The organism is Burkholderia sp. MS455 (assembly GCF_016899445.1).
In the GTDB taxonomy this organism is placed as follows: Bacteria; Pseudomonadota; Gammaproteobacteria; order Burkholderiales; family Burkholderiaceae; genus Burkholderia; species Burkholderia pyrrocinia_C.
In genome coordinates, this window is the sequence record NZ_CP041779.1 from 1,494,684 (window position 1) to 1,520,689 (window position 26,006).

The 26,006-nt window shown below is 69.3% G+C and carries 24 protein-coding genes; 18 read left to right on the top strand and 6 right to left on the bottom strand.

What is annotated here, in order from left to right; genetic code table 11:
• Positions 1-79: 79 nt before the first annotated feature.
• From FPJ27_RS26050 to FPJ27_RS26085, 8 genes are all read left to right on the top strand, one after another.
• Positions 80-1,315 carry a YbfB/YjiJ family MFS transporter gene (locus FPJ27_RS26050; RefSeq protein ID WP_204426205.1) on the top strand — a complete coding sequence of 412 codons (1,236 nt, stop codon included), beginning with the start codon at positions 80-82 and terminating at the stop codon, positions 1,313-1,315.
• Positions 1,316-1,437: 122 nt separating this feature from the next.
• Entirely contained in the window at positions 1,438-1,974 is a 537-nt protein-coding gene (locus FPJ27_RS26055; RefSeq protein ID WP_204426206.1) for an NUDIX domain-containing protein, read from the top strand.
• 139 nt (positions 1,975-2,113) lie between these two features.
• A complete protein-coding gene (locus FPJ27_RS26060; RefSeq protein WP_047901196.1) occupies positions 2,114-2,551 on the top strand; it encodes a thioesterase family protein in 438 nt (145 codons plus the stop codon).
• A 9-nt stretch (positions 2,552-2,560) separates the two neighbouring features.
• Positions 2,561-3,496 (top strand): branched-chain amino acid ABC transporter permease, encoded by a 936-nt coding sequence (locus FPJ27_RS26065; protein WP_204426207.1) that lies wholly within the window; start codon positions 2,561-2,563, stop codon positions 3,494-3,496.
• A complete protein-coding gene (locus FPJ27_RS26070; RefSeq protein ID WP_204426208.1) occupies positions 3,489-4,718 on the top strand; it encodes a branched-chain amino acid ABC transporter permease in 1,230 nt (409 codons plus the stop codon). Before FPJ27_RS26065 ends, FPJ27_RS26070 begins: the two co-directional genes overlap by 8 nt.
• Positions 4,715-5,467 (top strand): ABC transporter ATP-binding protein, encoded by a 753-nt coding sequence (locus FPJ27_RS26075; protein WP_204426209.1) that lies wholly within the window; start codon positions 4,715-4,717, stop codon positions 5,465-5,467. Before FPJ27_RS26070 ends, FPJ27_RS26075 begins: the two co-directional genes overlap by 4 nt.
• The gene (locus FPJ27_RS26080) at positions 5,464-6,171 is read left to right on the top strand and encodes an ABC transporter ATP-binding protein (RefSeq protein ID WP_204426210.1); all 708 of its coding nucleotides are present in this window, start codon (positions 5,464-5,466) and stop codon (positions 6,169-6,171) included. Before FPJ27_RS26075 ends, FPJ27_RS26080 begins: the two co-directional genes overlap by 4 nt.
• A gap of 161 nt (positions 6,172-6,332) precedes the next feature.
• Entirely contained in the window at positions 6,333-7,079 is a 747-nt protein-coding gene (locus FPJ27_RS26085) for a glucose 1-dehydrogenase (protein ID WP_204426211.1), read from the top strand.
• A 61-nt stretch (positions 7,080-7,140) separates the two neighbouring features.
• Here the strand turns inward: FPJ27_RS26085 and FPJ27_RS26090 are convergent, their stop codons facing one another.
• From FPJ27_RS26090 to iolC, 5 genes are all read right to left on the bottom strand, one after another.
• The gene (locus FPJ27_RS26090; protein WP_204426212.1) at positions 7,141-7,620 is read right to left on the bottom strand and encodes a heme-degrading domain-containing protein; all 480 of its coding nucleotides are present in this window, start codon (positions 7,618-7,620) and stop codon (positions 7,141-7,143) included.
• Between the two features lie 79 nt (positions 7,621-7,699).
• Positions 7,700-8,518 carry a 5-deoxy-glucuronate isomerase gene (iolB, locus tag FPJ27_RS26095; RefSeq protein WP_204426213.1) on the bottom strand — a complete coding sequence of 273 codons (819 nt, stop codon included), beginning with the start codon at positions 8,516-8,518 and terminating at the stop codon, positions 7,700-7,702.
• Positions 8,519-8,571: 53 nt separating this feature from the next.
• A complete protein-coding gene (gene iolE, locus FPJ27_RS26100) occupies positions 8,572-9,501 on the bottom strand; it encodes a myo-inosose-2 dehydratase (RefSeq protein ID WP_204426214.1) in 930 nt (309 codons plus the stop codon).
• A 61-nt stretch (positions 9,502-9,562) separates the two neighbouring features.
• Complete coding sequence (gene iolD, locus FPJ27_RS26105) at positions 9,563-11,446, bottom strand: 3D-(3,5/4)-trihydroxycyclohexane-1,2-dione acylhydrolase (decyclizing) (protein WP_204426215.1); 1,884 nt, start codon at positions 11,444-11,446, stop codon at positions 9,563-9,565.
• Between the two features lie 47 nt (positions 11,447-11,493).
• Positions 11,494-13,449, bottom strand: a complete 1,956-nt coding sequence (iolC, locus tag FPJ27_RS26110) for a 5-dehydro-2-deoxygluconokinase (RefSeq protein ID WP_204426216.1) — start codon at positions 13,447-13,449, stop codon at positions 11,494-11,496.
• A gap of 307 nt (positions 13,450-13,756) precedes the next feature.
• On the opposite strand from iolC, the gene FPJ27_RS26115 reads away from it, so the two are divergent.
• The 8 genes from FPJ27_RS26115 (at position 13,757) to FPJ27_RS26150 (ending at position 22,815) form a co-directional block, all read left to right on the top strand.
• Positions 13,757-14,683: a sugar ABC transporter substrate-binding protein gene (locus FPJ27_RS26115; RefSeq protein ID WP_175961624.1), complete on the top strand. Its 927-nt coding sequence runs from the start codon at positions 13,757-13,759 to the stop codon at positions 14,681-14,683.
• 67 nt (positions 14,684-14,750) lie between these two features.
• On the top strand, positions 14,751-16,346 hold the full coding sequence (locus FPJ27_RS26120; protein ID WP_204426217.1) for a sugar ABC transporter ATP-binding protein: 1,596 nt from the start codon (positions 14,751-14,753) through the stop codon (positions 16,344-16,346).
• Positions 16,347-16,373: 27 nt separating this feature from the next.
• Positions 16,374-17,399, top strand: coding sequence for an ABC transporter permease (locus FPJ27_RS26125; RefSeq protein ID WP_111017279.1), 1,026 nt, complete (start codon positions 16,374-16,376; stop codon positions 17,397-17,399).
• 43 nt (positions 17,400-17,442) lie between these two features.
• Positions 17,443-18,354 (top strand): sugar phosphate isomerase/epimerase, encoded by a 912-nt coding sequence (locus FPJ27_RS26130; RefSeq protein WP_204426218.1) that lies wholly within the window; start codon positions 17,443-17,445, stop codon positions 18,352-18,354.
• 60 nt (positions 18,355-18,414) lie between these two features.
• A complete protein-coding gene (locus FPJ27_RS26135; protein WP_072444357.1) occupies positions 18,415-19,428 on the top strand; it encodes a Gfo/Idh/MocA family oxidoreductase in 1,014 nt (337 codons plus the stop codon).
• 62 nt (positions 19,429-19,490) lie between these two features.
• On the top strand, positions 19,491-20,417 hold the full coding sequence (locus tag FPJ27_RS26140) for a TIM barrel protein (RefSeq protein WP_204426219.1): 927 nt from the start codon (positions 19,491-19,493) through the stop codon (positions 20,415-20,417).
• A 48-nt stretch (positions 20,418-20,465) separates the two neighbouring features.
• Positions 20,466-21,638 (top strand): Gfo/Idh/MocA family oxidoreductase, encoded by a 1,173-nt coding sequence (locus FPJ27_RS26145; protein ID WP_204426220.1) that lies wholly within the window; start codon positions 20,466-20,468, stop codon positions 21,636-21,638.
• A gap of 292 nt (positions 21,639-21,930) precedes the next feature.
• Complete coding sequence (locus FPJ27_RS26150) at positions 21,931-22,815, top strand: MurR/RpiR family transcriptional regulator (protein WP_072444351.1); 885 nt, start codon at positions 21,931-21,933, stop codon at positions 22,813-22,815.
• A gap of 57 nt (positions 22,816-22,872) precedes the next feature.
• Here the strand turns inward: FPJ27_RS26150 and FPJ27_RS26155 are convergent, their stop codons facing one another.
• Positions 22,873-24,393, bottom strand: a complete 1,521-nt coding sequence (locus tag FPJ27_RS26155) for a CoA-acylating methylmalonate-semialdehyde dehydrogenase (RefSeq protein ID WP_072444348.1) — start codon at positions 24,391-24,393, stop codon at positions 22,873-22,875.
• Positions 24,394-24,503: 110 nt separating this feature from the next.
• Between FPJ27_RS26155 and FPJ27_RS26160 the strand changes: the two genes are divergently transcribed.
• Entirely contained in the window at positions 24,504-25,439 is a 936-nt protein-coding gene (locus tag FPJ27_RS26160) for a LysR family transcriptional regulator (protein ID WP_065500209.1), read from the top strand.
• A 116-nt stretch (positions 25,440-25,555) separates the two neighbouring features.
• Entirely contained in the window at positions 25,556-25,783 is a 228-nt protein-coding gene (locus tag FPJ27_RS26165; protein WP_006402122.1) for a sulfurtransferase TusA family protein, read from the top strand.
• The last annotated feature ends 223 nt before the right edge of the window (positions 25,784-26,006 follow it).

The following is a 26,006-nucleotide window of genomic DNA, read 5'->3' on the forward strand; positions in this document are numbered from 1 at the left end:
GAGATCGTCTGGTCAAGCTACGATGGATGCATTCCGGTTTCCGATCCGGCCGGCGCGTCGCGCTCCGGCCCTTGCCGCCATGTCCCGCTCCGATGCCCCGACCGCCGCCGCCGGCGCGCTTCCGTCCGATCAGGCCGACCGACGCGCCCGCGCGGCTGCGCTGGCCTGCATGGTCGGCCTCGCCGTCGTGCTCGGCGTCGGCCGTTTCGCGTTCACGCCGCTGTTGCCGCTGATGCTCGCGGACGGCTCGATCGGCCTGAAGGCCGGCGGCTGGCTCGCATCGGCGAACTATGCGGGTTACTTCGCAGGCGCGGTCAGTTGCGCGGCGCTGCGCGTCGCGCCCGCGCGGATGGTCCGCTTCGGGCTCGCGGCCACCGTGCTGCTCACCGCCGCGATGGGCATCGGCCACCTGCTGCCCGTGTGGCTCGCGGTGCGCTTCGTCGCGGGCATCGTCAGCGCGTGGACGTTCGTGTTCGTATCGCAATGGGGGCTGCGGCGCCTGGCCGAACTGCACGCGCCCGAGTGGAGCGGAGTGATCTACGCGGGGCCCGGCGTCGGCATCGTGCTGACGGGGCTGATCGGCAGCGCGCTGGTCGGCCGGCCAGCAGCGTCGGGCTGGCTCGGCTTCGCGGCGCTGTCGGCCGTGCTGTCGGTCGCGATCTGGCGCACCTTTGCGGTCGCGCCGGCGCAAGCCGTGCCGCCGGCCGGCACCACGCCGCACGCGGCCTCCGCGGCGCCGGCCGACGCGCGCCGCCATCGAGCCGATGCCGCGTGGCTCGTCGTGCTGTACGGCACGCCGGGCTTCGGCTACATCATCACCGCGACGTTCCTGCCCGTGATCGCACGCGCCGTGCTGCCGGCCGGTTCGCCGTGGCCCGACCTGTTCTGGCCGATGTTCGGCGCGGCGCTGATCGTCGGCGCGATCGCCGCCGCGCGACTGCCCGGGCACTGGGACAACCGGCTGCTGCTGGCGGCCGGCTGCGCGACGCAGGCGCTCGGCATCGCGGCCGGGATCGTGTGGCCGAACGCGCTCGGCTTCTCGGTCGGCAGCGTGCTGCTCGGGCTGCCGTTCACCGCGATCACGCTGTTCGCGATGCGCGAGGCGCGGCGCCTGCACGGCGAGCGCGCGGCCGGGCTGATGGGCTATGCGACCGCGTCGTACGGGGTCGGGCAGATTATCGGGCCGCTCGTCGCGGCGCCGCTTGCCGCGCGCTTCGGGTCGTTTTCTCCCGCGTTGTGGGTCGCGGTAGCCGCGCTGCTCGTGGGTGCCGCCGGCTTCGCGGCGATCGCGGCAAAGGGCCGCCTGCGACGCTGACGCCGGCGGGGCCGGATCGTCTGCGGTGCGGCCAAACTCGCTAGAATGGAAGCCTTTCCCGCGCCGAGCGGGTGCGCGGGCGGCCGGCAGGCGGCCGCCGGGCGTCCGCCAGATCCCCATCGATGACCACCGCCGACTACCGCTTTTGCCCGCGCTGCGCGAGCCCGCTGACCGAGCGCGCCGATTCCGAACATGAGGGCGGTCGCGTCCGCCAGGCGTGTCCCGACGATACCTGCGGCTATGTCCACTGGAACAATCCGCTGCCCGTCGTCGCCGCGATCGTCGAGCTCGACGGCAAGATCCTGCTCGCGCGCAACGCGGCCTGGCCCGAAGGGATGTTCGCACTGATCACCGGCTTCCTCGAGAACGGCGAGACGCCCGAGGACGGCATCGCGCGCGAGGTGTTCGAGGAAACGGCGCTGAAGGCCGAGCACGTGTCGCTCGTCGGCGTCTACGAATTCATCCGCAAGAACGAACTGATCATCGCGTACCACGTGCGCGCGTCGGGCACGGTCGCGCTGTCGCCCGAACTGCTCGAATACCGGCTCGTCGAGCCGCCGCTGCTGCGCCCGTGGCGCGCCGGCACGGGCGTCGCGCTCGCCGACTGGATGCGCGCGCGCGGCCTCGATTTCGAATTCGTCGACCGGCCGGGGCAGTGACGGGCCGGCCCGTCCGCAGGGTTTCATCCGCCGTGCCGCGCGCGACCGCGACGCGGCGCTTCGCCTGTTGCCGGCGCGCCGTGCCACCCGGCCGCCGCGCTTCGTCTTCATCGTCCCCATCGTCCTGACCGCCATCGCCATGTCCGACAAGCCGCAGCCGCGTTCCCGCGACGCCTACCGCCACTTCCTGCCGATCACGACCCGCTGGATGGACAACGACGTCTACGGGCACGTGAACAACGTCGTCTACTACAGCTACTTCGACACCGTCGTGAACGAGTACCTGATCCGCGCGGGCGTGCTCGACGTCGAGCACGGGCAGACGATCGGGCTCGTCGTCGAGACGCAGTGCAACTACTTCGCACCGCTGGTGTTTCCGCAGTCGGTCGACGCGGGGCTGCGCGTCGCGAAGCTCGGCACGTCGAGCGTGCGCTACGAGGTCGGGCTGTTCGCGCAGGGCGACGCATCGCCCGCCGCGCAGGGGCATTTCGTGCACGTGTACGTCGATCGCGGCACGCGTCGCCCGGTGCCGCTGCCCGACGCGCTGCGCGCCGCGCTCGACCCGCTCGCGGCCTGACGGTTCGCGGTGCACGCGGTCGCGCTCCAGGCCTTCAACGGCCTCAGCTACGGTTTGCTGCTGTTCATGCTGTCGGCGGGTCTCACGCTGATCTTCAGCGTGCAGGGCGTGCTGAACTTCGCGCATGCGAGCTTCTACATGCTCGGCGCGTATCTTGGCTACAGCATCGCGGCGCGCGCGGGCTTCTGGCCCGCGCTCGTGCTCGCGCCGCTCGCGGTCGGGCTGCTCGGCGCCGGCTGCGAACGCGCTCTGCTGCGCCGCGTGCAGGCGCGCGGCCATACGAGCGAGCTGCTGCTGACCTTCGGCCTCGCGTACCTGATCGGCGAGGGCGCGAAACTGCTGTGGGGGCTCGCGCCGCTGCCGGCGCCCGTGCCGACGCTGTTCGACGGCGCACCCGTGACCGTATTCGGCCTCGCGCTGCCGCGCTACCGGTTGTTCATGATGGGGATGTCGACGGCGATGCTGGTCGCGCTCGGCGCGCTGCTGCGCGTGTCGCGCATCGGGCTCGTCGTGCGCGCGGCGCTCACGCATCGCGCGGCCGTCGAGGCGCTCGGCTACGACGTGCCGCGCGTGATGACGGCGCTGTTCGGCGCGGGCACCGCGCTCGCGGGGCTGGCCGGCGTGATCGGCGCGCCGCTCGCGGTGATCGAACCCGCGCTGGCCGAGACCGTCGGGTCGGTCGTGTTCGCGGTCGTCGTGATCGGCGGGCTCGGTTCGCTCGGCGGCGCGTTCGCCGCATCGCTCGCGGTCGGTTTCGCGCAGACCTTCGCGGCCGCGAGCGACACGTCGCTGCGCGACCTCGCGCAATGGGCCGGTGTCGCGCTGCCCGACAGCGTGGCCGCGGTGTCGATCGCGCAGCTGGCGCCGCTGGTACCGTACCTGCTGCTCGTCGCGGTGCTGGTCGCACGGCCGCGCGGGCTGTTCGGCGAGCGTGCCGATGCGTAGCCGCGCGCTCGCCGGCCTTGCGCGCTGGTCGCTGTTCGCCGCGTGCGTCGTGCTGCCCGCGTGGCTGTGGCCGCACGGCGCAGTGCTCGGCTATCTCGCGCAGACGGCCGCGCTCGCCGTGCTCGCGCTGTCGTACAACCTGCAGCTCGGCACGACCGGGCTGCTGTCGTTCGGGCATGCGGCGTTCGCGGGCCTCGGCGCATTCGCGGCCGCGCACTGGTTCAACCGCTTCGGCGGGCCGCTGCCGCTGCTGCCGCTCGTCGGCGGCATGGCCGGCGCGGGCTTCGGCTTCGTCGCCGGTCTGCTCGCGACGCGCCGTTCAGGCACCGCGTTCGCGATGATCACGCTCGGGCTCGGCGAATGCGTCGCGGCCGCCGCGTGGAGCGTGCCCGCGTGGTTCGGCGGCATCGGCGGCGTGCCGATCGATCGCGCGAGCGGCACGCCGTGGGGCGGCTGGCATTTCGGCGCGCCGGTGCAGGCATACGCGGTGATCGCCGCATGGTGCGTCGTGTCGGCGTTCGCCATGCATGCGCTGACGCGCACGCCGCTCGCGCGGCTCGCGAACGCGGTGCGCGACAACCCGGAACGCGTTGCCGCGCTCGGCACCGATCCGCGCCGCGTGCGGCTCGCGATGGTCACTTGCGCGTCGTTCTTCGCAGGCATCGCCGGCACGCTGACGTTGATCGACGTCGAAATAGCGACGCCCGACAGCGTGTCGATGGCGCGCTCGGCGACCGTGCTGATCGCCGCGGTGATCGGCGGCACCGGCGCGTTCTTCGGGCCGGCGGCCGGCGCGGCCATGCTGACCGCGCTGAGCATCGTCGTCGCCGGCGTGTCGCGCGCGTGGGCGCTGTATCTGGGCGTCTTGTTCGTCGTGATCGTGGTGGCTGCGCCGCGCGGGATCGCGGGCATCGCGCAAGCGCTCGCGCATGCGTTGCGCCGCGGCGCGCCGGCGGCCGAGCGGTGGCGCATGCTGTGCGGCGTCGGCGCGTGCGTGTTCTGGGGCGTTGCGATCGTCTGCGCGGCCGAACTCGGTTATGCGTGGCGCTTCGCGCAGGACGACGGCACGGGCCTCGCGTTCGGCGCCTGGGGCATCGACGCCGATACGCCGGCCGGCTGGGCCGTTGCATGCTCGGCGGCCGGCATCGGCGCGCTGCTGTGGGGCTGGCGTGCGCGGCTCGTGCAGGGCACGCGGGCCGGCAAGCGGGAGGACGGGCGATGAACGGCAATGCGATCGCGCTGCATGGCGTCACGCAGCGCTTCGGTGCGCAGACCGTGCTCGACGGCGTCGAGCTGAGCATCGCGGCCGGCGAGCGCCATGCGCTGATCGGGCCGAACGGCGCAGGCAAGTCGACGCTGTTCGGCGTGATCGCGGGTGCGACGCGGCCGACCCGCGGGCGCGTCGTGCTGCATGGCGTCGAGCTGCACGGGCGCGGGCCGGTCGTCGCGAGCCGCCTCGGCATCGGCCGCAGTTTCCAGCAGACGAGCGCGTTCGCGCGGCTGACCGTGTTCGACAACCTGCGCTGCGCGGCGCTGCATGCGCCGGCCGAGCGGCGGCGCTGGTGGAACCGGCTGCGCGAATCGGCGTCGGTCGATCTCGCGGCCACGCGCGTGCTGCACGACATCGGTCTCGACGCGCGGCGCGACACGCCGGCCGCCGAACTGGGCTATGCGGAGCAGCGCGCGCTCGATCTCGGGATCGCGCTCGCGAGCGGCGCGCGCACGCTGCTGCTCGACGAGCCCACGGCCGGCATGAGCCGCACGCAGGCGGCGCGGATGATCGCGCTGATCCGCGCGACGACGCAGGGCCGCACGGTGCTGATGATCGAGCACGACATGGATGCGGTGTTCGGCTTCGCCGAACGCATCACGGTGCTCGTGCGCGGCACGGTGGTCGCGACCGGCGAGCCCGATGCGATCCGCGCCGATCCGGCCGTGCGCGCCGCGTATCTCGGGGAGGGCGGTGTATGACGAACGCACTGCTCGACATTCGCGACCTGCGCGCGTGGTACGGAATGCAGCCCGTGCTCGACGGCGTCGATCTCGCGCTCGCGCCGGGCGAGACGCTCGCGCTGCTCGGCCGCAACGGCTCGGGGCGCTCGACGCTCGCGAAGGCCGTGATGGGGCTCGTGCGCACGGCCGGCTCGGTGTGCATCGCCGGCGCCGAATGCGCGGGCGCGCGCACGTTCGAGATCGCGCGGCGCGGTGTTGCTTACGTTGCCGAAAGCCGCGATGTATTTCCGCTGCTGACGGTGCGCGACAACCTGAAGCTCGGGCTGCGCGGCACGCGTGGCGCGGCCGAACGCGCGGCGCTCGAACGCCTGTTCGGCCGTTTTCCGCTGCTGGCCGCGCGCGCGGACGTGAGGGCCGGGCGGCTGTCGGGCGGCGAGCAGCAGGTGCTCGCGCTGGTGCGTGCGCTCGCCGGCAGCCCGCGCGTGCTGATCGTCGACGAACCGGCCGAAGGGCTCGCGCCGCTCGCGGTCGACGAAGTCGGCGCGTGCCTCGCCGCACTGCAGGCCGACGGCGTCGCGATCGTGCTGATCGAACAGCGATTGCAGCTTGCGCCGAGGTTGACGACGCGCGTCGCGGTAATGGGGCGCGGACGGATCGTCTACGACGGCGCGCTCGACGGCCTGGGCGGAGACGTCGCCAACGCGTGGCTGAGCGCCGGCTGACGACGCCGAACCGATTGTTCGGCTGGCCCCGCCAGACAATTCGCGTCGAGCCGCTTTATCGCCGCCGCGCGGCGCCTTAAATTGCCACTCATGCCGGGCCGCCGCATCGACGCGGCGACCGGCGCCATCCATCGATAGTCTTCTGACTGAGGAATGAAATCATGAGCAAGCTGACAGGCAAGGTAGCGATCGTCACGGGCGGTTCGAAGGGCATCGGTGCCGCGATCGCGCGGGCGCTGGCCGCGGAAGGCGCGTCGGTCGTCGTCAATTACGCGAGCAGCAAGGCGGGCGCCGACGCGGTGGTGAGCGCGATCGTCGAAGCCGGCGGCCGCGCGGTCGCGGTCGGCGGCGACGTGTCGAAGGCAGCCGACGCGCAGCGCATCGTCGATACGGCGATCGACACGTACGGCCGTCTCGACGTGCTCGTCAACAATTCCGGCGTGTACGAATTCGCGCCGATCGAAGCGATCACCGAAGAACATTACCGCCGGCAGTTCGATACGAACGTGTTCGGCGTGCTGCTCACGACGCAGGCGGCCGTCAAGCATCTCGGCGAAGGCGCGAGCATCATCAACATCAGCTCGGTGGTGACCAGCATCACGCCGCCCGCCAGCGGGGTGTACAGCGGCACCAAGGGCGCGGTCGACGCGATCACCGGCGTGCTCGCGCTCGAGCTCGGCCAGCGCAAGATCCGCGTGAATGCGATCAACCCGGGCATGATCGTGACCGAGGGCACGCACAGCGCGGGCATCATCGGTTCCGATCTCGAAGCGCAGGTGCTTGGCCAGACGCCGCTCGGCCGCCTCGGCGAGCCGAACGACATCGCGTCGGTTGCCGTGTTCCTCGCGTCGGACGATGCGCGCTGGATGACCGGCGAACACCTCGTCGTGAGCGGCGGGTTGAACTGATCCCGCGATACGGCAAATCGGCACCATCGGCGCGCGTGCGCCGATGGTGCCGATTACGTCGTCAAGCGATCATCGCCAGCGCGTTCGCGCCGACGTGCCAGCGCAGGCTCTCGACGACGAGCGCGTGATTGCGCTCGGAGTCGAGCCCCGCGATCGTCATCGCACCGACGAGGCCGGCACCGGCGACTCGCAACGGCACGCCGCCGCCGTCGAGTGCGTAGTCGTCGTCCGACAGGCCCTGCGACCGCAGCGACCAGCCGGCGCGGCGAAACTGCGCGCCGACCTCGAGCGAACTCAGGCCGAAACGGAGCACCGTGTTCTGCCGGCGGCGGATCGCGTCGCTGTCTTCCGCACGGCTGCCGTCGAGCGCGCAGTAGAACAGCGGTGCCGCTTCGCCGACGATGCCGACCGCGATCGGCAGCCCGCGGCGCGACGCGATATTGACCGCGATTTCCCCGAGCCGGCGCGCGGCGTCGGCATTGAAGCGCGGCAGCGCCGTGTGCGGCGCGGCGTGATCGATGCGCAGGAAGGTCGTCACCATGGCGGCTCCGTATCGTCGCAAGTCGTGTTCGCGCGCCGGCGTCGCGTCGTCACGGGCCGCGCGCTCGCCCGTGATTCGTTCAGCGCTTCGGCGCCGCGTCGAGCATCCACTCGTGCGCGGGATCGTTCTTGAATGCCCACGCGCGGCTCGGCCCGGCCATCACGTTCAGGTAGTACAGGTTGTAGCCGTGCGGCGCGACGACCGGGTGGTAGCCGCGCGGCACCATCACGACGTCGTGGTTCTCGACCGCACATGCTTCGTCGAGGCTGCGGTCGTCCGTGTACACGCGCTGGAACGCGAAACCCTGCGGCGGGTCGATCCGGTGGTAGTAGGTTTCCTCGAGCGAGGTCTCGTCGGGTGCCGCGTCGCGGTCGTGCTTGTGCGGCGGATAGCTGCTCGAATGGCTGGCCGGCGTGACGACCTCGACAACCAGCAGCCGGTCGGCCGCAGGGTTGTCGCCCATCAGGATGTCGCACACATAGCGCGTGTTGGTGCCTTGCCCGCGCACCGAGCGGCGCATCCGTTCGCCGTCGAGGCGCCGCACCGGCTTGTCGCCGCTCGCGTACGGCGCGGTGCACAGCGCGATTTCCGCATCGCGCGTCGCGGCCAGCGTGACGGTCTTGCCGCCCGGCACGTACAGCGCGTCCGGCGACACGTCTTCGAAGACGCTGTCGCGCTTGCCGAGCGCATCGTAGGTTTCGCCGTCGACGTCCGCGCGCACCGTGCCCGTGAGCACGACGACGCACAGCTCGCGCGCGCCGGTATCGAGCGTCTCGGTGTCGCCGGCCTTCAGGCGCAGCGCGCGAAAACCGACATGCTTCCAGCCGGCCGACTCGGGCGTGACGTTGCAGATTTCGCGGTCGGCGGATGCCTTGACCAGCAGGGGAGAAATCGTCATGGGGTGGGGCTCCGCAATAGGGTAGGGCTCAAGCGTTCGGGCAACTTGCGTGCTCACGCGCTCAACCGGTCGACGATCGCGCGCAGCGACTCGTAGCCCTTTTTCGCATACGCGTAGCTCGGCGCGACGGCCGGATCCTGCTCGGCCTCGACGACGAGCCAGCCTTCGTAGCCGGCGTCCTTCAGCGTGCGCAGCGTCGCGTCGTAGTCGAGCGCGCCGTCGCCGGGCACCGTGAAGGTGCCGTTGATCACGCCGTTCAGGAAGCTCCAGCCGTCGTTGCGCGCCTGCGTGACGACCTGCGCACGCACGTCCTTGCAATGCACGTGGACCACGCGCGATACATGCTTCTTCAGCAGCGTCACCGGGTCGGCCGCGCCGCCGAAATATGCGTGGCCGGTGTCGAACAGCAGGAACACCTTCGCCGGATCGGTCAGCGCCATCAGCCGGTCGACGTCGTCGGGCGACTCGACGTACGCGCCCATGTGGTGATGGTAGGCGAGCTTGATTCCGTACGTGTCGAGCAGATGCGCGCCGAACGCGTCGAGGCGCGCCGCGTAGCGCTGCCATGCTGCGTCGTCGACGAAGCGCGGCCGCTTCGCGACCGGCGTGTCGATGCTGCCCTGGATCGTGCCCGCGCATTCGCCGTAGACGACGACCTTCACGTCGTTGTACTGCAGCTTCGTCATGTGCGCGCGGCAGCGCTCGATTTCCGCGGCGAGCGCATCGGCGTCGGTCATGCCCGGTTCGACTTCCGCGAGGAAGCCCGAATACCAGCCCGATACGCACACGAGCCCGAACTCGGCGAGCTTCGCCTTCAGCTCGGGGCCCGTCTTCGGAAACTTGTTGCCGAGCTCGAAGCCTGCGTAGCCGATTTCGGCGCCTTCCTTCAGCGCCGTTTCAAGCGGCGTCTCGCCGCCGAGCGACGGCAGGTCGTCGTTCATCCACGACAGGGGATTGATACCGATGCGGACGTTCCAGCTCATGACGTGCTTCCTTGGTTCGAATGTGTTTTTCGCGGGGCGGGTGGGCAGGCAGCGCGCGGCATCAGCGCCGCTGCCGGGTCTTTGCGTCGAGATACGCGCGGTGCGCCTGCTCGACGCCGGCGCGCTCGGATACCTGTGGCACCGCGACTTCCCACCACGCACCGCCGTCGTCGGTCGTGCGCTTGTGCGTGGTGTCGATCACGAGCACCTGGCTCGTCTTCGCCGCGCGCGCGCGCTTCATTTCGCTGCGCAGCTCGCCGACGTCGCGCACGTGCACGGCGTCGGCGCCCATCGCGCGCGCATGCATCGCGAAGTCGATCGTCGAGCGCGCGCCGCCTTCCGGCACGCAGTCGTCGAGCATGTTGTTGAAGCTCGCGCCGCCGCAATTCAGCTGCAGCCGCTCGATGCAGCCGTAGCCGCGGTTGTCGAGGATCACGACGATCAGCTTGCGGCCGAGCATCACGGACGTGGCGAGCTCGGCGTTGAGCATCATGTACGAGCCGTCGCCGACGATCACGATCACTTCGCGTTCGGGCCGCGCGAGCTTCGCGCCGAGGCCGCCCGCGACCTCGTAGCCCATGCACGAATACGCATAGTCCATGTGGTAGTTGCCCGGCACGCCGCTGCGCCACAGCTTGTGCAGCTCGGCCGGCAGCGTACCGGCCGCGCACACCACGAGATCGCCGCGCGCGCTGTCGCGCCCCGCGTCGGCCGCGGAGTCGCGCACCGCGCCGATCACTTCCGCGTCGTACGGCAGCGTGTCCTTCGGCACGCGCGTCGTCAGCTCGGTCACGCGTGCGTTCCACGCGGCGGCCTGGTCGCGGTTGGCGGCCGTCCACGCCGCGTCGGCGCGCCAGCCGGCCAGCGCGGCGGACAACTGGCCGAGGCCCGTGCGCGCATCGGCGACCAGCTGCCGGCCGCGTTTCTTGCCCGCGTCGAACGGCTGCACGTTCAGGCTCAGCAGCGTCGCGTCGCCGTAAAGCGCGTGCGAGCCGGTCGTGAAGTCCTGCAGCCGCGTGCCGACCGCGAGCACGACGTCGGCCTGCGCGGCCGCGCGGTTCGCGGCGGGCGAGCCCGTCACGCCGATCGATCCGAGGTTCAGCGGATGGTCCCACGCGAGGCTGCCCTTGCCGGCCTGCGATTCGGCGACCGGCACGCCGTGCGTGTCGGCGAACGCGCGCAGCGCGTCCCATGCCTGGCTGTACAGCACGCCGCCGCCGGCGACGATCAGCGGCTTCTTCGCGGCCTTCAGCACGTCGAGCGCGTCGGCGAGTTCGAGCGGGTCGGCCGGCGGCCGGCGCATCCGGATCACCGGCGGCGCGAAGAATTCCTCGGGCCAGTCGTACGCGAAGGTCTGCACGTCCTGCGGCAGCGCGAGGCACACGGGGCCGCACTGCGCGGGGTCGGTCATCACCTGGATCGCGCGCGGCAGCGCGACGAGCAGTTGCTCGGGCGACGTGATCCGGTCGAAGTAGCGCGTGACCGGGCGGAAGCAGTCGTTCGCACTGACGTCGCCCTGTTCGAAATCCTCGACCTGCTGCAGCACCGGGTCGGGCAGCCGCGACACGAACACGTCGCCGGGCAGCAACAACAGCGGCAGCCGGCCGACGTGCGCGAGCGCGGCCGACGTCAGCATGTTGGTCGCGCCGGGGCCGATGCTCGACGTCGCGGCCATCATCCGCTGGCGGAAATTCGCTTTCGCGAACGCGACGGCCGCGTTGGCCATCCCTTGCTCGTTATGCGCGCGGAACGTCGGCAGCCGGTCTTTCTCGGCGTGCAACGCTTCGCCGAGCCCGGCCACGTTGCCGTGGCCGAAGATGGCGAACACGCCGCCGCAGTACGGCAGGATCTCGGTGCGGCCATCGGGCTGGACGACTTCGGCGCGCAGGGCGGCCAGGTAGCGCACGAGCGCCTGGCTGACGGTCAGTCTTACGGTAGGGGTCATCGTCGGTCGGTGAAGAAGGATCGGATCGGTCATGACGGGCGCGCGCATCAGGCCGCGGCGGCGCGCGCGGCGCCCCGGCGGCCGAGCCACGCGTCCACGAGTTGCGCGAAGTTGCCGGCGACCTCGTCGATCAGCGCCTGGTCGTCGATCCGGCCGGCGAGCCAGTTCAGCGACGCATCGGCCCACAGCGTGCGCCCGACCATGAAGCCCTTGACGATCGGGTTGGTCGCCGAGCGGAAGCTGTCGACCAGATATTGCAGCGGCTGGTTCAGCCCGAGGATCACCGCGCCTCGGCAATGCGGGTCGCGCTCGGCGATCAGCGTAGCGAGCCGCGCCCAGCCGTCGGCACTCAGCGGCGCGAGCTTCCACCATTCGGGCATCACGCCGAGGTTGTAGAAGCGCGCGACCGCACGCAGCACCGCATCGTCCTCGGTGCCGGCCGGCGTGACCGCGCGCGGCGGAATGACTTCCAGCAGCAGCTCGTTGCCGCTGGCGCGCGTGGCTTCCCACAGCTCCAGCACGCGCTGCTCCTGCGCGACGCGCAGGTCGACGTCGTCGTCGGGGTGATAGTGGACCAGGCACTTCACGACCTGCTCGGTCGGCCAGTGCGTGAGCGACGAGCCGACCGAGCGCGTCTCGTCGAAGCGCAGCGGCCGCGAACCCGGCAGCTCGACCGGACGGCCGACCCACCAGCCGCGCCCGGTGGCCGACGCGAGCGCGTCGCTGCCGTACGCGCCGCCGTCGATCAGCACGCCGACATGGCCTTCGATATGACGATCGCGCTCGACCTGTTCGGCCGCGCGCACGAGCAGGCGCTTCAGCGTCTTGATCCGCGCCTCGTCCGCGCCGGCCTGCACCGCGAGTTCGTAGAACTGGCTGCGATGGTCGAACGCCATCACGCACAGGTCGTCCCATTCGCGGCGCGGCACCGTGACGCGATGCAGGTGCGCGAGCGTGCGGTCCGCATCGACCACGGGATTGCGGCTGCCGTCGAACCAGTGCGCGAGTTCGGCCGGCGTCGGCATCGCGGCCGAGCACGCATGGCGCGACACGACGATCGCGCCGCATGCGTTCGCGATGCGCGTCGATTCGGCCCAGTCACGTCCGCGCAGCAGCCCCGACAGCAGGCCCGACAGGAACGCGTCGCCCGCGCCGAGCACGTTGAGCACCTCGACGCGTTCGCCGAGGAAGGTCGGCGCATCGTCGATCCGCGCCGGGATGTCGCCTTCGATCACGCAGCAGCCGAGCGCGCCGCGCTTGACGACCAGCGTGGCGTTCGTGATCCCGCGCACCGCCTGCAACGAACCGATCAGGTCGTGCGGCACGCCGCCCGCGATCAGGAATTCCTCTTCGGTGCCGACCAGCAGGTCGAATTCGCCGAGCACCTGCTGCAACTGCCGCGTCACCTGCGCGTCCGGCACGTAGCGGTTCTCGCCCGCGCCGCGCGCGGTCAGCCCCCACAGCACGGGTCGATAGTCGATATCGAGGATCCGCACGACGCCGTGGCGGCGCGCGTAGCCGAGCGCGGTCAGCGACGCTTCGCGCGTGGCCGGCGTGGAAAGATGCGTGCCGGTGATCGCGAGCGCGCGGCAGCCGGCGATGAAGTCCTCGCGGATCTCGTCGGCGCGCACGGCCATGTCCGCGCAGTTCTCGCGCACGAACAGCAGCGGGAACGTGTCGCGATCCTTCAGCCCGAGCAGCACCAGCGCGGTGAGGCGCTCGCGGTCGGTCTGCAGCTGGCTCGTGTCGCAGCCTTCGCGCTCGAGCGTCTCGCGCACGAAGCGGCCCATCTGCTCGTCGCCGACGCGCGAGATCATCGCGGTCTTCAGCCCGAGCCGGGCGACGCCGAACGCGACGTTGCCCGACGAGCCGCCGAGATACATCTGGAAGCTGCGCGCGTCCTCCAGGCGGCTGCCGTACTGCTGCGCATAGAGATCCACGGCCACGCGGCCGAGGCAGGCGAGATCGATGGGGCGGTCACTCGGAAAGTTCAGCAGGCTCATATCACGTATCACGCTCGCGGCCGGCGTTCGGCGCTGCCGGCAGTTTAGGGGGACCGATCCTCCGGCGACGGTCCGCAACGTGCGCTGCACGACGCGAGGCTGCCTGCCGCAAGGAATCGGGCTACGGACGCAGTCTAGACTTTTTGGAAATCCAGTTCCCTAGGTGAAATCACGTAGAAATAAATTTCCAAATTTTCGAGGAAGTGATCTACAGTTTCATCCGGATGCTTCAGTCCGTATTGGACTCGGCCCGGCGGCGCGCAACGCGCCGTCTTCCGCCCCCCGGAGATGAGGAGACAGATTGATCATGAAGACCAAGCTGATGGCCGTCGCGGCCGCCGCGATCCTGGCTGCGCCGCTCGCGCACGCCGAGAAGATCGGCGTGACGATGGCGTCGTTCGACGACACGTTCCTGACGATCCTGCGCAACAGCATCAACGACGCAGCGAAGAAGGACGGTGCGACGGTGCAGATCGAGGACGGCGGCAACGACGTCGGCAAGCAGTTGAGCCAGGTTCAGAACATGATCGCGCAGAAGGTCGACGCGATCATCGTGAACGCGGTCGACACCGACGCGACGCCGAAGATCACGAAGATGGTGACGGCGGCGAAGATCCCGCTCGTCTACGTGAACCGTAAGCCGGTCGATTTCGACAAGCTGCCGGCCGGCGTCGCGGTCGTCGCGTCCGACGAGAAGCAGTCGGGCACGCTGCAGGCGCGCCAGGTGTGCAAGCTGCTCGGCGGCAAGGGCGACCTCCTCGTGCTGATGGGCGAGCTGTCCAACGAATCGGCGCGTGCCCGCACCAAGGACATCGAGGACGTGATCGCGACGAAGGATTGCTCGGGCATGAAGATCGTCGACAAGCGCGAAGGCAAGTGGAGCCGCACGCAGGGCCAGGACATCACGATGAACTGGCTGAGCTCCGGGACCAAGTTCGACGCGATCGTGTCGAACAACGACGAGATGGCGATCGGCGCGATCAACGCGCTGAAGGCCGCGCGCAAGTGGACGCCGAAGACCGTCGTCGCCGGCATCGACGCGACGCCGGACGGCCTCGCATCGATGAAGAGCGGCGAGCTGAAGGTGTCCGTATACCAGAACGCGATCGGGCAGGGCGCGCAGTCGGTTGCCGCCGCGCTGAAGCTCGCGAAGAAGCAGAACGTCGACCGCTTCGTGAACGTGCCGTTCGAGCTCGTGACGCCCGAGAACATGAACCAGTACGCCAAGCACTGACCGGCTTTTCCGTTGAACTGCGCGGGCCCGGCCTGGCCGGGCCCGCGCGACTTGTCGAGGAACGTCCATGTTTACAGCCAGGATCGCGCGCCCGATGGCCGGCGTCGACGCGCCGGCCGCTTCATCCGGAGGATCGCCCGGCGCATCCGGATCGTCCGGTTCGCCGGCTTCTGCCGCGGCCGACTGCGTGCTCGAGGTGCGCGGCGTCGGCAAGTCCTTTCCCGGCGTCGTCGCGCTCGACGGCGTGCAGTTCCGCGTGCGCCGCGGCACCGTCCATGCGCTGATGGGCGAGAACGGCGCGGGCAAGTCGACGCTGATGAAGATCATCGCGGGCGTCTACACGCCCGATCAGGGCGAGATCCTGATCAACGGCGAACCCGTCGTGCTGAACGGCCCGCTCGATGCGCTCGACCGCGGGATCGCGATGATCCACCAGGAACTCAACCTGATGCCGTACATGACGGTCGCGGAGAACATCTGGATCCGCCGCGAACCGAAGAACCGCTTCGGCCTGATCGATCACGCGGCGCTGCGCCGCCGCACGGCCGCGCTGTTCGAGCGGCTGTCGATCGACATCGATCCGGAAACCGACGTGCGCACGCTGACGGTCGCGAGCCGGCAGATGGTCGAGATCGCGAAGGCCGTGTCGTTCGACTCGGACGTGCTGATCATGGACGAGCCGACGTCGGCGCTGACCGACAAGGAAGTCACGCACCTGTTCCGGATCATTCGCCAGCTGCGCGAGCAGGGCAAGGGCATCGTCTACATCACGCACAAGATGAACGAGCTGTTCGAGATCGCCGACGAGTTCTCGGTGTTCCGCGACGGCAAGTACATCGGCACGCATGCGTCGAGCGACGTCACGCGCGACGACATCATCCGCATGATGGTCGGGCGCGAGATCACGCAGATGTTCCCGAAGGAAGAGGTGCCGATCGGCGACGTCGTGCTGTCGGTGAAGAACCTCGGCGTCGACGGCGTGTTCCGCGATGTGAGCTTCGAGCTGCGGGCAGGAGAAATTCTCGGCGTCGCGGGCCTGGTCGGCTCGGGGCGCTCGAACGTCGCCGAGGCGCTGTTCGGCGTCGTGCCGGCCACGTCGGGCGAGATCCGGATCGACGGCAAGCCGGTGCGGATCGCGACGCCAGCGCAGGCGATGAAGCACGGGATGGCGTTCCTGACCGAGGACCGCAAGGACAGCGGCTGCTTCCTGAATCTCGACCTGCTCGCGAACATGGAAGCGGCGGTGCTCAGCAACCGCTACGTGAAGTTCAATTTCGTGCAGCAGGCGCAGTTGAAGCGCGACTGCGAGGAAATGAGCCGGATGCTGCGCGTGAAATCGCCCGGGCTGCACGAGGAAATCCAGAACCTGTCGGGCGGCAACCAGCAGAAGGTGCTGATCGGGCGCTGGCTGCTCACGCAGCCGCGCATCCTGATCCTCGACGAACCGACGCGCGGCATCGACGTCGGCGCGAAGGCCGAGATCCACCGGCTCGTCAGCGCGCTCGCCGGCAAGGGCGTCGCGGTGCTGATGATCTCGTCGGAGATGCCGGAGGTGCTGGGGATGAGCGACCGCGTGATGGTGATGCACGAAGGGCGCATGACCGGCATCGTCGAACGCAAGGACGCCGACCAGGTCCGCATCATGGATCTCGCGTCGCGTTGAGCCGAAACAAGATTGGAGACAACTGAAATGGGCAACCTGAATCCGGTCGCGGACGCGCAGACCATGACAATCAAGACGCGGCACACGAAGTGGCCGCCCGAGCTGAGCATCTTTCTCGTGCTGGTCGGCATCAGCCTGTTCTTCGAGATCGTCGGCTGGATCGTCGTCGGCCAGAGCTTCCTGTTCAACGCCGAGCGGCTCGAGATCATCGTGCTGCAGATGGCCGTGATCGGCATCATCGCGGTCGGCGTGAACCTCGTGATCATCACCAGCGGGATCGACCTGTCGTCGGGGTCGGTCGTGGCGGCTGCCGCCGTCGTGTCGGCGAGCCTCGCGCAGGTGTCCGACTTCCCGCGCGCGGTGTTTCCGCACCTGACCGACCTGCCGATCATCTGGCCGGTGCTGGCCGGCGTGTGCGTCGGGCTGCTGGTCGGCCTGCTGAACGGCTCGCTGATCGCGATGACGGGCATTCCGCCGTTCATCGCGACGCTCGGCACGATGGTCGCCGCACGCGGGTTCGCGAAGTGGTTCACCAACGGGATGCCCGTGTCGATGCTGACCGACCAGTTCGCGGCCATTGGCGCGGGCGCCAATCCGGTGATCATCTTTCTCGTGATCGCCGCGATCTTCCACGTCGTGCTGCGCTACACGCGCTTCGGCAAGTACACCTATGCGATCGGGGCGAACCGCCACGCGGCCGTCGTGTCGGGCATCAACGTCACGCGTCACCTGGTCTTCGTCTATGCGATCGCGGGCCTGCTGAGCGGGATCGCCGGCACCGTGACGGCCGCGCGCGCGATCTCGGGACAGTCGGGCATGGGCGTGATGTACGAGCTCGATGCGATCGCGGCGGTCGTGATCGGCGGCACGTCGCTGTCGGGCGGCCTCGGCCGCGTGACGGGCACCGTGATCGGCGTGCTGATCCTCGGTGTGATGACGTCGGGCTTCACGTTCATCCGCATCGACGCGTATTACCAGGAGATGGTCAAGGGCGCGATCATCGTCGCGGCCGTGATCGCCGACCAATATCGCAACAAGAAGAAGCGTCGCTGACCCTGCCGGTCCGACCGGAATCCGATATTGCCAAGGAACCCTGATGAAGATCGCGCTGGACCCGTACATGATTCGCCACCTGCCGCTCGACCGGCTGCCGCACGCGGTGGCCGAACTCGGCTACGACCAGATCGAGCTGTCGCCGCGCAGCGACTTCCTCGACTGGTGGGTGATGCCGCGCGCGACGCGCGAACGCATGGCCGCGTTTCGCCAGGCGATGCGCGCGAGCGGCGTCGGCCTCGCGTCGCTGCAGCCGATGTACCGCTGGGCTAGTCCGTTCGAGGACGAGCGTCAATGGGCTGTGCGCTGCTGGAAGAAGGCGATCGAGGTCGCGGTCGAAATGGAGTGCGCGCTGATGGTGTCCGAGTTCGGGCGCGGCGCGTCGCCGGAGCGCTCGGTCGGCGAGCGGCCGGGCGCGAACCCGAAGGAGCTGTGCGAAGCCGCGTGGTTCCGTTCGATGGACGAGCTGCTGCCGATTCTCGAACGCGAGGGCATCGTGCTGTCGGTCGAGCCGCATCCGGAGGACTGGATCGAGCAGCTGCAGCCGGCGATCGACATCGTGACGAACCTCGGCTCGCCGTCGCTGAAGTTGTCGTATATCGCGCCGCACACGTTCTACTACGGCGACGACATGGCCGCGATGATCGCACAGGCCGCGCCGATCCTCGCGCACGTGCGCGTGGCCGACACCTTCGACCACCGCAAGAGCAGCCAGCTGCGCTACATCGTGAACCCGCCGGGTTCGAACCAGATCCGCGTGCACCAGCATCTCGACATCGGGCAGGGCGAGATCGACTGGGACGTGTTTTTCCGCGCGCTCGGCGCCGCGGGCTTCGACGGCGTGATGTCGTCGTGCGTGTTCGCGTGGGAGGACCGCGCGGAAGCATCGTCGCGCTACATGCGCGACACGATCCAGCGCTACGTCGATCGTCATTTCGATCGCACGGCGCGCTGAACGATTACCGACCGGCGCGGCACGGGCCGCGCCGCTGATGAAACGACTGGAGACTCCCGGATGACCTTGCAAATCGGCGTGATCGGCTGCGGCGCGATCGGCCAGGACCATATCCGCAGATTGACCCGCACGCTGTCCGGCGCGCGCGTCGTGGCCGTCAACGACATCGATCCGCAGCAGGCGCGCGATGCGGTGACGAAATACGGGCTCGATGCCGAGATCTACGGCGACGGCCATGAAGTGGTTGCGGCCGCCGACGTGCAGGCCGTGCTCGTCACGTCGTGGGGGCCGACCCACGAAGCGTTCGTGCTCGACGCGATCGCGCACGGCAAGCCCGTGTTCTGCGAAAAACCGCTCGCCGTCACGGCCGACGGCTGCATGCGGATCGTCGAAGCGGAAGTCGCGCACGGCAAGCGGCTCGTGCAGGTCGGCTTCATGCGGCCGTACGACGAAGGCTATCGCGCGCTGAAGCGCGTGATCGACAGCGGCGAGATCGGCGCGCCGCTGATGCTGCATTGCGCGCACCGCAACCAGTCGGTCGGCGAGCGCTACACGACCGACATGGCGATCACCGACACGCTGATCCACGAGCTCGACGTGCTGCGCTGGCTGCTCGGCGAGGATTACGCAAGCGCGCAGGTCGTTTATCCGAAGAAGACGCGCCATGCGTCCGCGCATCTCGCCGATCCGCAGATCGTGCTGCTGGAAACCGCGAGCGGCGTGCGCATCGACGTCGAGATCTTCGTGAACTGCCAGTACGGCTATGACATCCAGTGCGAGGTGGTCGGCGAGCAGGGCATCGCGAAGCTGCCGGATCCGCCGGCCGTGGGGCTCAAGCGCGCGGCGCGGCAATCGGTCGACATCATGACCGACTGGAAGGAGCGCTTCATCGCGTCGTACGACGTCGAGCTGCAGGCGTTCATCGACGGCGTGCGGCAGGGTGCGCTGACGGGCCCGTCGGCCTGGGACGGCTACGCGGCGGCGGTCGCGGCCGACGCCTGCGTGCGTGCGCAAAAGAGCGGTGCGGTCGAACCGATCGCGATGGCCGAGCGCCCCGCGTTCTATCGCGGCTGAACCGTGGCCGCGTCGCGACGACTCGTGCGGCCGTGCGCCGCTTTTCTGCCGGACTGACCAACATGACGATGAAGATTGGTTGCGCACCCTGCTGCTGGGGCGTCGACGACGTGAAGAACCCGCACCTGCCGCCGTGGCGGCACGTGCTCGCCGAAGCCGCGCAGGCCGGCTACTCGGGCATCGAGCTCGGGCCGTACGGCTATATCCCGCTCGAACTCGACGTGGTGAGCGCCGAGCTCGAGCGGCAGCGCCTGAGCATCACCGCCGGCACGATCTTCGACGATCTAGTGTCGTCGGAGAACCTGCCGAACCTGCTGCGCCAGACGCGCGAGATCTGCGCGCTGATCTCGCGGCTGCCGAAGCTGCCGACGCAGCACGGGCAGCGCCACGCGGCGCCGTACCTGGTCGCGATGGACTGGGGGCATGAAGAACGCGATTACGCGGCCGGCCACGCCGATCGCGCGCCGCGGCTGTCCGGCGAACGCTGGGCGCGGATGGTCGAGCACATCCGGCAGATCGCGACGATCGCGCGCGACGAGTTCGGCGTGCGCGCGGTGATCCATCCGCATGCGGGCGGCTACATCGAGTTCGCGGACGAAATCGACCGGATCGTCGCCGATCTTCCGGCCGACACGGTCGGCCTCTGTCTCGATACGGGCCACCTGTACTACTCGGGCATGGACCCGGAGGCCTGGCTGCGCCGCCATGCGGCGCGCGTCGACTACGTGCATTTCAAGGATATCGACAAGGCCGTGTACGACGCGGTGATGGGCGAGCACATCGCGTTCTTCGCCGCATGCGCGCGCGGCGTGATGTGCCCGATCGGCACCGGCGTGCTCGACTACCGGTCGATCCGGCACGCGCTCGACGACATCGGCTACGCGGGCTACATCACGATCGAGCAGGAGCGCGATCCGCGCAATGCGGGCACGAGCCTGCGCGACGTCGCCGCGAGCCGCGCGTTTCTCGCGTCGGCAGGCTTCGCATGAACATTCGCACTACCGAAACCCTGAACACGGACCAGGAACACCACCATCATGATTGACGGACAGATTCTGCTTGGACACTCGATTCGCTGGGGCATGGTCGGCGGCGGGCTCGGCAGCCAGATCGGCTACAGCCACCGGTCGGCGGCGCTGCGCGACGGCAGCTTCGAGCTGGTCGCCGGCGCGTTCGACATCGATCCCGAACGCGGCCGCCAGTTCGGCGTGAAGCTCGGCGTCGCGGCCGAGCGCTGCTATCCCGACTACGCGACGATGTTCGACGCCGAGGCGCGCCGCCCGGACGGCATTCGCGCGGTGTCGATCGCGACGCCGAACAACACGCACTTCGAGATCTGCCGCGCCGCGCTGAACGCGGGGCTGCACGCGGTCTGCGAGAAGCCGCTGTGCTTCACGACCGACGAGGCCGAGACGCTGCAGCGCCTGTCGGTCGAGAAGAACCGGATCGTCGGCGTCGCATACGGCTATTCGGGTCACCAGATGATCGAACAGGCGCGCGAGATGATCGCGCGCGGCGATCTCGGCGAGATCCGCATCGTGCAGATGCAGTTCGCGCACGGCTTCCACAGCGAAGGCGTCGAGGCCGCGAGCGCGGCCGCGCGCTGGCGCGTCGACCCGAAATTCGCGGGTCCGAGCTACGTGCTCGGCGACATCGGCACGCATCCGCTGTACATCTCCGAGGTGATGGCGCCCGAGCTGAAGATCCGGCGGCTGATGTGTTCGCGGCAGAGCTTCGTGAAGAGCCGCGCGCCGCTCGAGGACAACGCGTTCACGATCATGGAATACGACACGGGCGCGATCGGCTACGTGTGGTCGAGCGCGGTGAACGCGGGTTCGATGCACAGCCAGAAGGTGAGGGTGATCGGTTCGAAGGCGAGCATCGAATGGTGGGACGAGCATCCGAACCAGTTGCGCTACGAAGTGCAGGGGCAGCCCGCGCAGGTGCTCGATCGCGGGATGGGTTACCTGCATCCGAATGCGTTGCGCGAGGATCGCATCGGCGCCGGGCATCCGGAAGGGCTGTTCGAGGCCTGGTCGAATCTCTACGCGCGCTTCGCGCTCGCGATGGACGCGGCTGATCGCGGCGACGCCGCGGCGCTGAAGGGCATCCGCTTTCCGGACGTCCACGCGGGCGTCGAGGGCGTCCGATGGGTCGAGAACTGCGTGCGTTCCGCCGACGCGGGCGGTGTGTGGGTCGACTATCGTTGAGCAGGGCAGGCCGGATGCGGCGCACTGCGCGCCGCTTCGCGCCGGCCGTCGGCGTCGATAGTCTCGGTAGACGCCCTAATCTTTACGACGCCGCGAGAGCGTTGGACAATCGTTTCCAGCCTTGCCGTGGAGCGTGTGCAGGTGATGATCGAGCGCGTGGGAGCGAAACGCGCGGCGCGGGCCGTGCCGCAAACGTGATTAAATTCGCCCTTCATGCATGTATCCAGGTGAGCCTCGGGCCGCATCCGTCAGCATCGCGCGCGCACCGGGGCCGTCAACTTCGCGCTATCCGATGAGTTCATCCGAGAAACCTCCCGCCACCGTCGAGCAGTTCCTGCAGCACCTGACGCAGGAATACGACAGCCTCAGCAATCGCCTGAAGGTCATTGCGCGCCACGTGGAAACGCATCGGGACCAGTTGGGCCTGGAAGGCATCCAGTCGCTCGCGGAAGCGTGCGGCGTCCAGCCGTCGGCCGTCGTGCGCTTCGCGAAGCATTTCGGCTTCTCCGGCTTCTCCGAGATGCAGCGGCTGTTCCGCGAAGGGCTTGCGCAGCAGATCGCGCCGGGGCGCGCATACAACCTGCGGCTGCGCGACGTGATCGAATCGGGCTCGTCGAGCCTGCAGCCCGAGCAGATCGCCGACGAATTCATCAAGGGCAGCATTGCCGGGATGCAGCAGTTGCGGCAGACGCTCGACCCGCAGGCGCTCGCGCAAGCCGTCGAGCTGCTCGCCGACACGCAGGCGATCTGGATCGCCGGCTCGCGGCGCGCATTTCCGATCGCGGTGTATCTCGACTATGCGCTGCAGCACACCGACAAGCGCATCGGGCTGTTCAGTGCGCTCGGCAGCATGCATCTCGGGCAGATCCGGTCGGTGCGCAACGGCGACGTGATGATCGTCGTCTCGTTCATGCCGTATGCGGACGAGACCGTGCAGGTCGCGCAGCAGGCCGTGCAACGCGGCGCGCGCCTGATCGCGATCACCGACAGCCGGATGAGCCCGCTCGCGCGGGAGGCCGAGGTGACGCTGATGGTGCAGGACAGCGAGACGTTCGGGTTCCGTGCGCTGACGGCCACGATGGGCCTCGCGCAGAGCCTGTTCGTCGCGCTCGCGTACCGGCTCGAACTGTCGTACCTGCCGACCGCCGACGGTGCGCACGGCAAGAAAGCCGGCTGACGCGTTCTGCCGGCGCACCGCCCGCCGATCGGTCAGGCGGGCGGCGCACCGGCCGGCTTACTTCGCGGTCGGCATCGCGAATTCGGCGCCCTTGCCGATGCTCGACGACCAGCGCTGCATCACCGACTTCTGGCGCGTGTAGAAACGCACGCCTTCCTCGCCGTACGCATGCATGTCGCCGAACAGGCTCTTCTTCCAGCCGCCGAAGCCGTGCCACGCCATCGGCACCGGAATCGGCACGTTGATGCCGACCATCCCGACCTGGATGCGCCGCGCGAATTCGCGCGCGATGCCGCCGTCGCTCGTGAAGCACGACACGCCGTTGCCGAATTCGTGCGCGTTGATCAGGTCGACCGCTTCGCCGAAATCCTTCACGCGCACGCAGCCGAGCACGGGCCCGAAGATTTCTTCCTTGTAGATCCGCATGTCGGGCGTCACGTGATCGAACAGCGTGCCGCCGGTGAAGAAGCCTGCCTCGCGGCCCGGCACGCGCAGCCCGCGCCCGTCGACCACCAGTTGCGCGCCTTCGCTCACGCCTTGCTCGATATAGCCTTCGATGCGCTTCAGCGCTTCGCCGGTGACGATCGGGCCCATCTCGACTTCCGGTTGCATGCCGTCGCCGATCACCAGCTTGCGTGCGCGCTCGGCGACCGCCGGCACGATCCGGTCGGCCACGTCGCCGACCAGCACCGCGATGCTGATCGCCATGCAGCGCTCGCCGGCCGACCCGTACGCGGCGCCGATCAGCGCGTCGACCGCCTGCTCGATGTTCGCATCGGGCATCACGACGAGATGGTTCTTCGCGCCGCCGAGCGCCTGCACGCGCTTGCCCGACTGCACCGCGCGCTGCTGCACGTAGGCCGCGATCGGCGTCGAGCCGACGAAGCTGACGGCCTGCACGTCCGGATGGTCGAGCAATGCGTCGACCGCGTCCTTGTTGCCCTGCACGACGTTGAACACGCCGGCCGGCAGCCCGGCCTGCGTGAGCAGGTCGGCGATGAACAGTGCCGCCGACGGATCGCGCTCGCTCGGCTTCAGCACGAACGTGTTGCCCGTCGCGATCGCGACCGGGAACATCCAGCACGGCACCATGCACGGGAAGTTGAACGGCGTGATGCCCGCGACCACGCCGAGCGGCTGGCGCATCGTCCAGTTGTCGATGCCGGTGCTGACCTGGTCGGTGAAGTCGCCCTTCAGCAGCTGCGGCACGCCGCATGCGAATTCGACGATATCGATGCCGCGCGCGACTTCGCCCTGCGCGTCGGAGAACACCTTGCCGTGCTCGGCCGTGATGATTGCCGCGAGCGTGTCGCGGTGCTCGTTCATCAGCTGCAGGAAGCGGTGCAGCACGCGCGCGCGACGGATCGGCGGCGTCTCGGCCCAGGCCGGGAACGCCGCGTTGGCCGAAGCGACGGCCCGCTGCACTTCGCTGTCGTCGGCAAGCGCCACGCGGCGCACCGCGCGGCCGAGCGCCGGGTTGAGGACGTCCTGGAAGCGGCCGCTGCGGCCGGCGACGGGCGCGCCGTCGACATAATGGCCGACGTCGGCGTCGGATGTGTACGCGGGAACCGGATTCATCGTGTCTCCTGGGGGATGAAGGGGGAACGGAACCCAGTCTAGGGAAACCGGCCGCGCGGGAGAAGGCCGCGAAACTTGATTCACTGTTCAGAATTCTGAATAATCGGCGAATGAATCAGCAAAATGTCCAGGCGCTCTGGCCGCATATCCATTCGCTGACGGTGCTGGCCGCGGCCGGCAGTTTCACGGCCGCCGCGCAGCGGCTCGGCATCAGCAAGGCCGCGATGAGCCAGCGCATCGCCGATCTCGAAAAGGCGGCCGGCGTGCCGCTCGTGCGCCGCACGACGCGCAGCGTGCGGCTCACCGATGCGGGCCAGACGCTCGTCGACAGCACGCGCGACGCGTTCGAGTCGATCGGGCAGCATTTCGCGCGCGTGAAGGACCTGGCCGGCGAGCCGCGCGGCCTGCTGCGCGTGACGGCGCCGGTCGCGCTCGGGCGCCAGCAGGTCGTGCCGCACCTGCCCGATTTCCTGCGGCAGCATCCGGGCGTGCACATCGAGCTCGACCTGTCGGACCGGCTGCATTCGCTGACGCAGGAAGGCTTCGACCTCGCGATCCGCCATACGACCACCGCGCCGCAAACCCACGTCGCGTGGAAGCTGTGCGACACGCGCTCGCTGCTCGTCGCGAGCCGCGACTACCTCGACGCGCGCGGCGCGCCGCGGCACCCGAGCGAACTCGTCGATCACAGCTGCCTGTGCTACCTGCGCGACAACGAACCGGCCGCATGGAGCTTCGAGCCGGACGGCCGGCGGCGCCAGCGCGTGAGCGTGCCGGTGCGCGGCAGTTTCGCGGCGAACAACAGCGAGGCGATGCGCGAGGCCGCGCTCGGCGGGCTCGGCATCGCGCTGCTGCCCGATTTCAGCGCGCGGCGCGATCTCGACGCCGGCCGGCTCGTCGCGCTGCTCGACGGCTGGCGGCCGTCGGGCGCGTTCGGCGACCACATCTTCGCGATCCGCCCGTACAGCCCGGTCGTGCCGAGCGCGGTGCGCGCGCTCGTACGGCACCTGCGCGAACGGCTCGCGGGTGGCTTCTCCGGCGCGTGACGCCGGTGCCCGCGGCGCGGCGCCGTGGGCTGCCCGGGCGGGCGGGGCGGCGCTGCGGTAAAATCGCGGCTTCCTCCCGCGCCTCGTGTGGCGCGACATTCGAAGGTCGACAGCCGATGCAGATTCACAAGGAAGTGGACGCGCGCGGGCTCAATTGCCCGTTGCCGATCCTGCGTGCCAAGAAAGCGCTTGCCGATATGGAAAGCGGGCAGATCCTCAAGGTGCTCGCGACCGATCCCGGCTCGCAGCGCGATTTCGCCGCGTTCGCGAAGCAGACGGGCAACGAGATCGTCGAATCGACGACACAGGACAAGACCTTCGTGTTCCTGATGCGCCGCCGCTGACGGCCTGCCTCGCGCGCCCGGCCGCGGCGTCCGCTCGCGGTGCGCGGGCCAACAACAGGCTCATTTGCATTGGAAACGCGCCAAAGGCGCTACACAAGAACCAGCGAAGACCCTCGCCCAGGCTCCTGTTCCATTGGAAAGCGCTTCCGGTCGAGCCTCTGACAATTCTTAAACCTCGCTTCGTGAACGGCTGCGTATACTGACCCGGCCGGTCGTCCGCTTG

What these genes read in the sequence shown, in the direction of transcription:
- FPJ27_RS26060 (WP_047901196.1), top strand. Translation starts at nt 2,114, where the DNA reads ATGTCCGACAAGCCGCAGCCGCGTTCCCGCGACGCCTACCGCCACTTC.
- FPJ27_RS26165 (WP_006402122.1), top strand. Translation starts at nt 25,556, where the DNA reads ATGCAGATTCACAAGGAAGTGGACGCGCGCGGGCTCAATTGCCCGTTG.
- iolE (WP_204426214.1), bottom strand. Translation starts at nt 9,501, where the DNA reads ATGAGCTGGAACGTCCGCATCGGTATCAATCCCCTGTCGTGGATGAAC.
- FPJ27_RS26085 (WP_204426211.1), top strand. Translation starts at nt 6,333, where the DNA reads ATGAGCAAGCTGACAGGCAAGGTAGCGATCGTCACGGGCGGTTCGAAG.
- FPJ27_RS26135 (WP_072444357.1), top strand. Translation starts at nt 18,415, where the DNA reads ATGACCTTGCAAATCGGCGTGATCGGCTGCGGCGCGATCGGCCAGGAC.
- FPJ27_RS26160 (WP_065500209.1), top strand. Translation starts at nt 24,504, where the DNA reads ATGAATCAGCAAAATGTCCAGGCGCTCTGGCCGCATATCCATTCGCTG.
- FPJ27_RS26125 (WP_111017279.1), top strand. Translation starts at nt 16,374, where the DNA reads ATGGGCAACCTGAATCCGGTCGCGGACGCGCAGACCATGACAATCAAG.
- FPJ27_RS26090 (WP_204426212.1), bottom strand. Translation starts at nt 7,620, where the DNA reads ATGGTGACGACCTTCCTGCGCATCGATCACGCCGCGCCGCACACGGCG.
- iolC (WP_204426216.1), bottom strand. Translation starts at nt 13,449, where the DNA reads ATGAGCCTGCTGAACTTTCCGAGTGACCGCCCCATCGATCTCGCCTGC.
- FPJ27_RS26055 (WP_204426206.1), top strand. Translation starts at nt 1,438, where the DNA reads ATGACCACCGCCGACTACCGCTTTTGCCCGCGCTGCGCGAGCCCGCTG.
- FPJ27_RS26140 (WP_204426219.1), top strand. Translation starts at nt 19,491, where the DNA reads ATGACGATGAAGATTGGTTGCGCACCCTGCTGCTGGGGCGTCGACGAC.
- FPJ27_RS26155 (WP_072444348.1), bottom strand. Translation starts at nt 24,393, where the DNA reads ATGAATCCGGTTCCCGCGTACACATCCGACGCCGACGTCGGCCATTAT.
- iolB (WP_204426213.1), bottom strand. Translation starts at nt 8,518, where the DNA reads ATGACGATTTCTCCCCTGCTGGTCAAGGCATCCGCCGACCGCGAAATC.
- FPJ27_RS26075 (WP_204426209.1), top strand. Translation starts at nt 4,715, where the DNA reads ATGAACGGCAATGCGATCGCGCTGCATGGCGTCACGCAGCGCTTCGGT.
- FPJ27_RS26070 (WP_204426208.1), top strand. Translation starts at nt 3,489, where the DNA reads ATGCGTAGCCGCGCGCTCGCCGGCCTTGCGCGCTGGTCGCTGTTCGCC.
- FPJ27_RS26145 (WP_204426220.1), top strand. Translation starts at nt 20,466, where the DNA reads ATGATTGACGGACAGATTCTGCTTGGACACTCGATTCGCTGGGGCATG.
- FPJ27_RS26115 (WP_175961624.1), top strand. Translation starts at nt 13,757, where the DNA reads ATGAAGACCAAGCTGATGGCCGTCGCGGCCGCCGCGATCCTGGCTGCG.
- FPJ27_RS26050 (WP_204426205.1), top strand. Translation starts at nt 80, where the DNA reads ATGTCCCGCTCCGATGCCCCGACCGCCGCCGCCGGCGCGCTTCCGTCC.
- FPJ27_RS26130 (WP_204426218.1), top strand. Translation starts at nt 17,443, where the DNA reads ATGAAGATCGCGCTGGACCCGTACATGATTCGCCACCTGCCGCTCGAC.
- FPJ27_RS26120 (WP_204426217.1), top strand. Translation starts at nt 14,751, where the DNA reads ATGTTTACAGCCAGGATCGCGCGCCCGATGGCCGGCGTCGACGCGCCG.
- FPJ27_RS26080 (WP_204426210.1), top strand. Translation starts at nt 5,464, where the DNA reads ATGACGAACGCACTGCTCGACATTCGCGACCTGCGCGCGTGGTACGGA.
- iolD (WP_204426215.1), bottom strand. Translation starts at nt 11,446, where the DNA reads ATGACCCCTACCGTAAGACTGACCGTCAGCCAGGCGCTCGTGCGCTAC.
- FPJ27_RS26150 (WP_072444351.1), top strand. Translation starts at nt 21,931, where the DNA reads ATGAGTTCATCCGAGAAACCTCCCGCCACCGTCGAGCAGTTCCTGCAG.